This is a genomic window from Mycobacterium sp. TH-M116, assembly GCF_057473685.1.
In genome coordinates this window covers 1-8,469 of sequence record NZ_JBYCLC010000248.1, presented here as the reverse complement: position 1 = coordinate 8,469, position 8,469 = coordinate 1, and the positions used below count along the sequence as shown (strand labels likewise).

Below are 8,469 nucleotides of genomic sequence, written 5' to 3'. Positions count from 1 at the left end.
GTCCCGCGACCGCGTCCCGCGTCCCCCCTACGGGGGGTGGGACGCAGTGGGACGCAGTCGCAGTCCGTTGGAACGCCACCGCGTCCGGACGCAGTGGGACGCAGTGGGACGCAGTCATGTCGGCTCCTTGGAAACCACCCGAAATCCCTTGGCGCCGCGCTTCCCGGTTACGTCGATCAGACGCCCATTCACCACGAGGTCATCGACGGCATCTCGCACATCGTCGTCACGGACCTGATGGCCCGCCTGGCGCATCTCCGCGAATAACAGCCGCATAGAAGTGACGGCCTGATCTGGCCGAGCGGCGATGACGGCATGAACGAGGTCGGCCAGCTCGGCGGCCCGATCGCTCTCGGGCGTGCGTTCCTCGTCCCGGGGTGCGAAGAACGCAATGAAGTCCGGCACTCCGGTGTCGTCCACGACCAGCGTGCCCATGAACGTTTTGCCGGGCGTCCTGGTCGGCTTGCCGCACGCGCGTATGTGGCCCGGCCTGTCCTTGGTGATGAACACGTGGGATCTGCCGCGCATCCCGCGGCCGAAGGGCTCGACGTTTTCAAGCATGATCCGCGCACCGTCGAGTGCGTTGCCCTTGTGCACCGAGCCGTAGGCGTCGCGGCGGCTGCCGTCGGCACCCATCGGCAAGTGATCGCACGCCAAGCTGGCCGCACCGACGGCCAGGAATGGCTTGACAAGTCGACGCTTGAATTCCGCCGCCCCGCCGACATCCTTTATCTCGGCGCCGTGCAACGCCATCGCTTCGTTCACGCCGTCGTGGACGACCAGGGACGGCGCCGGGTCCAACATCTGCTGCAGCCACTCGGCGCGCACCGGGCGACTCGGGCCATAAAAGCGCAGCCCGGAGCCGATGGTGGCGTCGTCAACGCCGAGGAGTCGCAGCCGTTCGATCGTGCTGGCCGGGTCCGATTCCTCGTAGTGGATGTAGACGACGGTGTGACCAAGCCGCAGCTCGACGGCGACGCAGGCGGCCGAGAACCAGGTTTTGCCGCTCTCGGTTTCGCCGAGGACGGCGTGTTCGCGGCCGGGGTAGAGCATTTTCTGGCCATCGGAGCGGGCGAAGCCGATCGAGGGTTGCGGACGTTTTACTTCGCCGCGCAGATACGGCCCAAGGTCGACGGGATCCCATGTTGTCGGCCCTTCCTCGCCGATATGGTGGCCGTTGCGCTGAGACGTTTCGTCCGGCGGATCCGGCGCCGGGATGTCATTCCAATCGACCCCCGTCTCAAGGTAGGTCACGACACCACCCGCTTCGCCCACGGATGCGCGGCACGGAAGCTGTTGCGCTGGTGCACTTCCCGGCTGATCTGCGACCAGTCCGCCGCGGCCGAAACTGCGCGACTGGCTTCGGCGTGAGCCTGTTGCGCCGTCTCAACCCTCAACGCGTGGTGAACGCCGAAGCTGGCCAGCGCCAGCAGCTTTCGCGGATCGCCGTCAGCCAATTCACACCATTCCGGGGTGCCGGCCCACGGGAGCGGGCCGGCGTTCGCCTGGGCGAGGGCAGCTTGCATGAACTCGTAGGTCGACCAGAACGACACTTGCTGGGAGGCGAATCCGCTGCTCATGCTGCAACCGCCCCGTTGTGGATCCGGCGCCAGCACAATGGGCCCGCTTCGCGACGAACACTGCTGACGGCCCAGATCGGCCGTCGGCAGTGTTGACAGCGATGTGTCGCCGCAGGCGGTAAACTGGTTTCAGCGATTGGGGTCGTCGAGGTGGCCCGGGTGTTGGTGCCCGGGCTTCTTCGGTTCACGAGCCGCCACCTCCGCGGCGGCGTCTACGCATGACATTGCCGACGGCGGTCTCGCCAGTCGGGTCGGCATAGGCGATAAAACGGGCAATGTCAGGGTCGGCCAGTGCGCGCCTACGCACCTCGGCGGTGAGCTGCACGCTGTTGACCAGGAACGCCTCGAACGGAAACCCATTGCCTTCGACGCGCTGCTTGAATGTGCGCACCAGGCGGCTAACTTTCGAGGGCGACATCTGCATGCCGCAGTTGGCCAGCAGTCTATGGGCATGCCTTGTCAGCGTCTCGGCGCTCGTGGTGCCGCCGGATGTCAGGGGGGGCGCCAGGCCTGGGGGGCTCATTTTAGACGCGGGTGCCGTGCGGGTCGTCGGTGCGCTGGCAGGTGTTCGCGTCGAGGTAGGCGTTCACGTCGGCCCAGCGGTAGAGCACCCGCCTGCCGCGCTTGATGAACTTGGGTCCAGTGCCGCGGTACCGCATCTGCGCGAGGCCCGCGGGGCTCGTGTCGAGCACTTCTGCCACCTGCGCGGGCAGAGCGATGCCAAGGTCTGTTGCGGTGGTCATAGCATCACGTCCTTTCAAGTAGTCCATATTTGGCTGCCGTGATGCTTAGAGAATTACAGCCATGGAGTTCAGTTGTCAAGGCGCCCACTTTTGGTCTACGCTTCATCACGTGAGTTCATCCCGGCCGCTGGCCGTCCTCATTGGCGAGAACTGCAAGCGCATGCGCGAGCGCGTCGGCGCCACCCAGGACGAGCTGGCGCGATGCGCCCGCGACGTTGGGCTACGTTGGGACGCAGGCAAAGTGCGGCGCTTCGAGTCCGGCGAGGTCGCGCCGTCGTTCCCCACGGTGCTGGCAGTGACCCTTGCCCTGCAGATGGTGGCCGATGACCACTTGCGGCCCGGTGAGCAGATCGACTGGTCCTACCGCGGCCTTTCCGACCTTCTGGAGTCGGAGACGGATACATACGTCAACGTCACGGACAAGCTCATGGTGCGGCCCGGGGTTCTCCGACGGGTCTGCGAGGGATATGCGTGGGACACGGTTGGGATGAGTCAGGATGCATTCGCGACCATCAATGCTGCGGTCGATGCGCTGGCTGGCGTGATTGTCCGCCAGGGATTGACTGAGCAGCGATTGGCTAAGCGGCTCGGCATCGCCCCGGCGCGCCTTGCCGACCTGACGCTGACGCTCTGGGGTGGCACGTTCAGTGAGGAACGTGACCGCCGCGTTGGGCCGAATGCCAAGCAGCAGCACCGCTCTCAGATGACCCGCAGAATGCAGGCCGAACTCGAGGAAGCGTTGGCCGATGGCAACGATTGAGAAATACCAAATATCCAGCGGTGCAACGCTTTACGCGGTGCGCTACCGCAAGCCTGACCACGGCACGACGATGAAGCGCGGGTTCCGAACCAAGCGCGCCGCCGAGGCCTTCGCCAACAGTGTTGAGGTCAAGAAGCTGACGGGCGAGTACATCGCGCCGTCGCTGGGCCGCATCACGGTCGGCGAGCTGGCCGCCGATTGGCTGACGCGCAAGAAGCAGTCCACCGCGCCCAGCCATTACCGGACGCTCGAAAGCGCGTGGCGGGTGCACGTGAAACCGGCGTGGGGGGCGGTGAGCGTGGCCGCCGTCGATGTGATCGGCGTCGAGGCGTGGGTCACCAGCATGGGCGCCAAGGGCGCTGGCGCAACCACGGTACTCCGCGCGCACGGCGTGTTGTTGGGGATCCTGGACGCCGCGGTGAAGGCCAAGCGGTTGGCCGCCAATCCCGTCAAGGGCATCGAGGGCTTGCCTCGTAAGGCGGCCAAGCGCCGCGTGTACCTGTCCGCTGATGACGTGCACGGCCTCGCGGACGAGTCCGGTGAGTATCGCCCACTCGTGCTGGTGCTAGCCTATTGCGGCCTCCGCTGGGGCGAAGCGATCGGGTTGCGAGTCCGCGATATCGAGTTCCTGCGGCGTCGGTTGTCGGTGTCGGAGAACGCGGTACAGCTCGGTGTATGGCACGCAGTGGGGCCAACGAAGGGCCGCAAGGCACGTTCAGTACCGGTGCCGGCGTTCGTCCTCGATGCGCTGGCCGTGCAATGCAAAGACAAGGCGCCGGGCGACCTGGTTTTCGCGGGCCGCGACGGCGGCTATCTCCCGAGACCGAAGTCGTCTAACGGATGGTTCACGCGAGCGGTCAAAGCGGCGAAGGTGCAGGCGATCACTCCACACGACCTGCGGCATACCTGCGCGAGTTTGGCGGTCAGTGCCGGCGTCAACGTGCTAGCGCTGCAACGCATGCTCGGGCACACGTCCGCGAAGATGACCCTGGACACCTACGCCGACCTCTTCGACGACGATTTAGACGCCGTGGCGGTCACGCTGCATGCCCGCTATTCACGCGAAAGTGTGCTCAAAGTGTGCTCACCGGGTGCTCACGGAGCCGCGCAGCAAGCGGAAAAAGAGCCTCTACCTGCGCCGACGGTCCTACATAGCCAGTGCGGGCGGAGGGACTCGAACCCTCACGCTCTCTCGAGCGCCGGCACCTAAAGCCGGTGCGTATGCCAATTTCGCCACGCCCGCAGCCAGGCGATCGTATCCCGTGTCGTGCGGACCCCTCCGTCGCCCTGGAGAGTCGAGAAGCTGGTATCAGTGCCGGGTCGGGCGCTGTCCTTGGTGCGGACCGCTCCGCACACCGCCGCGCGGTACCGTCGAAGGGTGTCCACCGAGTCCTCCCGCAGGCGTCGGCGCAGGCCGGCGCTGATCGCCTTGGTGATCGTCGCGGCGTGCGGCTGCCTGGCCCTGGGCTGGTGGCAATGGTCCAGGTTCCAATCCGTCTCGGGCACCTTCCAGAACCTGGGATATGCGCTGCAGTGGCCGATGTTCGCGTGGTTCTGCGTCTACGCGTACCGAAAATTCGTGCGCTACGAGCAGGCGCCGCCGGAGCCGCGCGACAATCGGGGCGCGACCGAGGTACCTGCGGGCCTGTTACCCGAGCGACCCCATCCGACACCGCCGCCGCCCGACGACCCCGCGCTTGCGGAGTACAACGCCTACCTGGCCGAACTCGCCAGAAAAGACACCCCACAGCAGAACAGGACGACCGCATGACGACACCCGCGACACCCGGGACGCCGGGGCCCACGGTTTCCGTTGACACGCTGCGCCACGCGCTTCTGGGCTACCGGATCATGGCGTGGACGACGGGCCTGTGGTTGATCGCCCTGTGCTACGAGATCGTGTCGCATCTGGTCTTCCACCACGAGATCCGGTGGATCGAAGTGGTACACGGCTGGGTCTACTTCGTCTACGTGCTGACCGCCTTCAACCTTGCGATCAAGGTCAGGTGGCCGATCGGCAAAACCATTGGAGTGCTGCTCTCGGGAACCATCCCCCTGTTGGGCATCATCGTCGAGCACTTCCAGACCAGGGACATCAAGGCGCGCTTCGGGCTGTAGAGCCCGAACGTGACGCTGGCGTCACACTCGCGGCCGAACGCGACGCCGGCGTCACACTCGAGCGAGGGCAATGCTCACGCCCGGCCGTGAGCAACCAGCTTGCGCAGCGACGGCACCAGCAACGCCAGCGCGCGACCCCGATGCGACACCGCATCCTTCTCCGCCGGGCTGAGTTGGGCCGCGGTGCGGTCATCGCCGCCGGGGCCGTCGGGGACGAACACCGGGTCGTAGCCGAAACCGCCGTCGCCCCTGGGTTCTCGCGCGATCCGGCCCGTCCACTCGCCTCGGACGACCACTTCGCCGGATGCCCAGACCAGCGCGCAGGCGGAGACGAAGGCCGCCCCGCGTCGTTCGCCGGGAACGTCGCGCAACTGCGCCAGCAGCAGTGCGGTGTTGGCAGCGTCCTCGCCGTGGCTGCCCGACCAGCGCGCCGACAGCACACCGGGCATCCCGTTCAAGGCAGCCACCTCCAGACCGGAGTCATCGGCCACGCACGCCAGGCCGGTGGCCGCGAACGCATCCCGCGCCTTGGCCAAGGCGTTCTCCTCGAACGTCGCACCGGTTTCGGGCGCTTCGCCGAACGGCGAGACGTCGTCCAGTGACAGCAACGTCAGACCAGACAGCCCGGCACCGTCGAGCACCCGGCGCAGCTCGGCCACCTTCTTGGGGTTGCGGCTGGCGACCAGAAGCCGGCCACCCGAACCATCGTTGTCCACGACAACAAGTTAGCCGTAGCCGCTGCCGCGACCTCCGCCACCAGCCCGGTTCGGCGAGGCGCCGATCCGGGCAACAGAGACTTATCAAGTTCATAGGCATTGACGGCGACGGGGAACACGATGCAATGTGATACTGGTCATATGACCACTGGTCACACCCGGCAGAGAGGCGGAAGCTCATGACCACGAGGGACAAGTACACAAACGTGCCCGAACCGTATTCGTGGCAGGTCCCCAGCGCCGGCGACGCGCGCTTCACGTGGGAGTACGACGAGGGGCGCGCCCGGCTCCTCTCCCTGTACCAGAAGGGGAAGGACAAGCAATGGGATGCCCAGTCACGCATCGACTGGGCACAAGACGTCGATCCCCAGAACCCGGTCGGGTTGCCCGACGAGTTCCATCCGCTGTTCGGCAGCCCGATGTGGGACGCCGCCGACGAACCACGTCGCGCCGAGATGCGCCAGCATTTCCAGGCCTGGCAGTTCTCGCAGTTCCTGCACGGCGAGCAGGGGGCGATGGTGTGCTCGGCCAAGATCGTCGAGGTCGTCCCGGACCTGGACGCGAAGTTCTACGCGGCCACCCAGACCATGGACGAGGCGCGGCACGTCGAGGCGTTCTCGCGGTTCCTGCAGGACAAGGTCGACATGGTCTACCCGATCAACAAGAACCTGACCGCGCTGCTGGACGACACCCTGCGCGACTCGCGCTGGGACATGCCCTACCTCGGCATGCAGGTCCTCATCGAAGGGCTCGCGCTGGCTGCCTTCGGGGTGCTGCGCGACATGGCTCCGCCGGACTCGCTGGCCAAGCAGTTGCTGGCCTACGTGATGCAGGACGAGGCCCGGCATGTCGCCTTCGGCCGGATCTCGCTGAAGGATTACTACTCCGCGCTGACCGAGGCCGAGCGCGACGAGCGTGAGGAGTTCGTCGTGGACGCCTGTTACCTGATGCGCGACCGGTTCCGCGGCGAGGAGGTCTTCGAAACGCTCGGCCTGGACGTCAAAGCGTGCGCCGAGTGGGTCGACACGTCGCCGCTGATGATCCAGTTCCGCTCGCACCTGTTCAGCCGCATTGTGCCGATCGTCAAGGACATCGGGTTGTGGGGCGACAAGGTGCAGAAAGCCTTCAAAGACATGGGCGTTATCGACATGGCCGGCTTCGACATCGAGGCGCTGATGAAGGCCGACGAGGATCAGGCTGACGCTTTGGACAAGGCGCACGCCGAGATGGCCGACCGGGCACTCGAGGTGGAGCAGGTGATCGCGGCGGGCGCCGGCTGAGCCGCGTGAGGCCTACGCGCGACTTTCCTGGTTCAGCGGCGCACTGTCGTGGGTCAGCACCGGTCGTGCCGTGATTTTCCTGTCGTAGGGAACTTCGCAGTCTTCGCAACCCCAGATCAATTTGTGCATGTAGCAGCCCACGCAGAACCCCAGCGTCGCCTCCGACCAGGTGAGAACAAAACAGACCGCGACAACAGCCGCCATCGCCACGGGAGACGCACCCAACAAGCGCATGGCGAGACACGTCGCGGCCAGGGCGGCACCGAGCAACCACGCGAACCGTTTCGGCCGCGTCGGCTTCCAGACCGGGCGAATGCCCATCGTCAACGCCGTGCCCAGAATGCCGGTGGGGCTGAATGGGGTCAATCCGCTGACCGCCGCGACCAGCATGTCGAAAAGCACCAGCGGACCGACAACGATCACCGGATCGGTTTCCGGACGCAAGAGCAGTAACGCGATCGTGACAGCCGAGATGACGTTCAGCAAACCCGCCCTGGCGCGGGTCGCGATTTCGTTGACGCGCGGCTCCGCATGTTCGCGCGTCACCTGTCCCATTGCCCACCACGGCTGGTTGAGAAAAGCATGCTCGAGTGGGACTCGCTGAATAACCATGAACCCGATCCTAAAGACAGGGCGAAGCATTGACCACGGCGACGCTCACCGACCACGCTCGCCGCGAACAACCACCACAGAACACCAGCCGTCGGGTCAACTGCCGAACGACTTCGACGGTGGCGGGCCCTCGGGCAGCACGCCCGGGTAGGGCAGCGCCAGGGCCTCGCGCTGCGCGGCGAACAACGTGTCGCAGGCGCCCAGTGCCGCGTCGAGCAGTTTGTCCAGCGTCGACCGCGGGAACGTCGCACCCTCACCGGTGCCCTGAACCTCGACCAACGTCCCGGTGTCGGTGGCCACGACGTTCATGTCGACCTCGGCGCGCGAATCCTCCTCGTAGGGCAGGTCCACCCGGATACGGCCGTCGACCACCCCGACGCTGCAGGCCGCGATGGCACACGACAACGGCCGCGGATCCGACAGCTTGCCCGCCGCCGAGAGGTAGGTCACCGCGTCGGCCAGCGCGACGTAGGCGCCCGTGATGGCCGCGGTGCGCGTCCCGCCGTCGGCCTGCAGGACGTCGCAGTCGACGGCGACGGTGTTCTCCCCCAACGCGGCGAGGTCGATGCAGGCCCGCAGTGACCGGCCGATCAGCCGGCTGATCTCCTGGGTGCGCCCGGACAGTCGGCCCTTCACCGATTCACGATCGGAGCGGGTGTG

At 66.3% G+C, this 8,469-nt stretch carries 11 protein-coding genes, 1 tRNA gene and 1 pseudogene; 5 read left to right on the top strand and 8 right to left on the bottom strand.

Features of this window, described 5'->3' with window-relative positions; all coding sequences use genetic code 11:
- Positions 1–114: 114 nt before the first annotated feature.
- The 4 genes from AC2VOK_RS12350 to AC2VOK_RS12335 form a co-directional block, all read right to left on the bottom strand.
- Positions 115–1,275, bottom strand: a complete 1,161-nt coding sequence (locus AC2VOK_RS12350) for a P-loop NTPase family protein (RefSeq protein WP_428900727.1) — start codon at positions 1,273–1,275, stop codon at positions 115–117.
- Complete coding sequence (locus AC2VOK_RS12345; RefSeq protein WP_428900726.1) at positions 1,251–1,580, bottom strand: DUF2742 domain-containing protein; 330 nt, start codon at positions 1,578–1,580, stop codon at positions 1,251–1,253. Before AC2VOK_RS12345 ends, AC2VOK_RS12350 begins: the two co-directional genes overlap by 25 nt.
- A 184-nt stretch (positions 1,581–1,764) precedes the next feature.
- The gene (locus AC2VOK_RS12340) at positions 1,765–1,971 is read right to left on the bottom strand and encodes a hypothetical protein (protein WP_428900725.1); all 207 of its coding nucleotides are present in this window, start codon (positions 1,969–1,971) and stop codon (positions 1,765–1,767) included.
- A gap of 133 nt (positions 1,972–2,104) precedes the next feature.
- Positions 2,105–2,323, bottom strand: a complete 219-nt coding sequence (locus AC2VOK_RS12335) for a helix-turn-helix transcriptional regulator (RefSeq protein ID WP_428900724.1) — start codon at positions 2,321–2,323, stop codon at positions 2,105–2,107.
- 109 nt (positions 2,324–2,432) lie between these two features.
- On the opposite strand from AC2VOK_RS12335, the gene AC2VOK_RS12330 reads away from it, so the two are divergent.
- Both AC2VOK_RS12330 and AC2VOK_RS12325 read left to right on the top strand, forming a co-directional pair.
- Positions 2,433–3,083 carry a helix-turn-helix domain-containing protein gene (locus AC2VOK_RS12330; RefSeq protein ID WP_428900723.1) on the top strand — a complete coding sequence of 217 codons (651 nt, stop codon included), beginning with the start codon at positions 2,433–2,435 and terminating at the stop codon, positions 3,081–3,083.
- Positions 3,070–4,191: pseudogene (locus AC2VOK_RS12325) on the top strand (tyrosine-type recombinase/integrase); the annotation flags it as partial. The gene AC2VOK_RS12330 and the pseudogene AC2VOK_RS12325, both read left to right, overlap by 14 nt.
- 51 nt (positions 4,192–4,242) lie before the next feature.
- Here the strand turns inward: AC2VOK_RS12325 and AC2VOK_RS12320 are convergent.
- A tRNA-Leu gene (locus AC2VOK_RS12320) sits at positions 4,243–4,326 on the bottom strand.
- 135 nt (positions 4,327–4,461) lie between these two features.
- Here AC2VOK_RS12320 and AC2VOK_RS12315 point away from each other — a divergent pair.
- Together AC2VOK_RS12315 and AC2VOK_RS12310 are read left to right on the top strand one after the other, a co-directional pair.
- Positions 4,462–4,854: a hypothetical protein gene (locus tag AC2VOK_RS12315; protein ID WP_428900722.1), complete on the top strand. Its 393-nt coding sequence runs from the start codon at positions 4,462–4,464 to the stop codon at positions 4,852–4,854.
- Positions 4,851–5,201, top strand: a complete 351-nt coding sequence (locus tag AC2VOK_RS12310) for a DUF3817 domain-containing protein (protein ID WP_428900721.1) — start codon at positions 4,851–4,853, stop codon at positions 5,199–5,201. The genes AC2VOK_RS12315 and AC2VOK_RS12310 overlap by 4 nt, the downstream gene beginning before the upstream one ends.
- A gap of 74 nt (positions 5,202–5,275) precedes the next feature.
- Here AC2VOK_RS12310 and rdgB read toward each other — a convergent pair whose 3' ends face one another.
- Positions 5,276–5,917 (bottom strand): RdgB/HAM1 family non-canonical purine NTP pyrophosphatase, encoded by a 642-nt coding sequence (gene rdgB, locus AC2VOK_RS12305; protein ID WP_428900720.1) that lies wholly within the window; start codon positions 5,915–5,917, stop codon positions 5,276–5,278.
- Between the two features lie 179 nt (positions 5,918–6,096).
- Between rdgB and AC2VOK_RS12300 the strand changes: the two genes are divergently transcribed.
- On the top strand, positions 6,097–7,197 hold the full coding sequence (locus AC2VOK_RS12300; protein ID WP_428900719.1) for a ferritin-like domain-containing protein: 1,101 nt from the start codon (positions 6,097–6,099) through the stop codon (positions 7,195–7,197).
- 12 nt (positions 7,198–7,209) lie between these two features.
- Here AC2VOK_RS12300 and AC2VOK_RS12295 read toward each other — a convergent pair whose 3' ends face one another.
- Both AC2VOK_RS12295 and rph read right to left on the bottom strand, forming a co-directional pair.
- The gene (locus AC2VOK_RS12295; RefSeq protein ID WP_428900718.1) at positions 7,210–7,752 is read right to left on the bottom strand and encodes a DUF4395 family protein; all 543 of its coding nucleotides are present in this window, start codon (positions 7,750–7,752) and stop codon (positions 7,210–7,212) included.
- A 153-nt stretch (positions 7,753–7,905) separates the two neighbouring features.
- On the bottom strand, positions 7,906–8,469 hold a 564-nt coding region (gene rph, locus AC2VOK_RS12290), incomplete at its 5' end, for a ribonuclease PH (RefSeq protein WP_428900717.1).

Excerpts from the sequence above, each read along its gene's own strand:
- AC2VOK_RS12345 (WP_428900726.1), bottom strand. The coding sequence starts at position 1,580 with ATGAGCAGCGGATTCGCCTCCCAGCAAGTGTCGTTCTGGTCGACCTAC.
- AC2VOK_RS12335 (WP_428900724.1), bottom strand. The coding sequence starts at position 2,323 with ATGACCACCGCAACAGACCTTGGCATCGCTCTGCCCGCGCAGGTGGCA.
- AC2VOK_RS12310 (WP_428900721.1), top strand. The coding sequence starts at position 4,851 with ATGACGACACCCGCGACACCCGGGACGCCGGGGCCCACGGTTTCCGTT.
- AC2VOK_RS12300 (WP_428900719.1), top strand. The coding sequence starts at position 6,097 with ATGACCACGAGGGACAAGTACACAAACGTGCCCGAACCGTATTCGTGG.
- AC2VOK_RS12295 (WP_428900718.1), bottom strand. The coding sequence starts at position 7,752 with ATGGGACAGGTGACGCGCGAACATGCGGAGCCGCGCGTCAACGAAATC.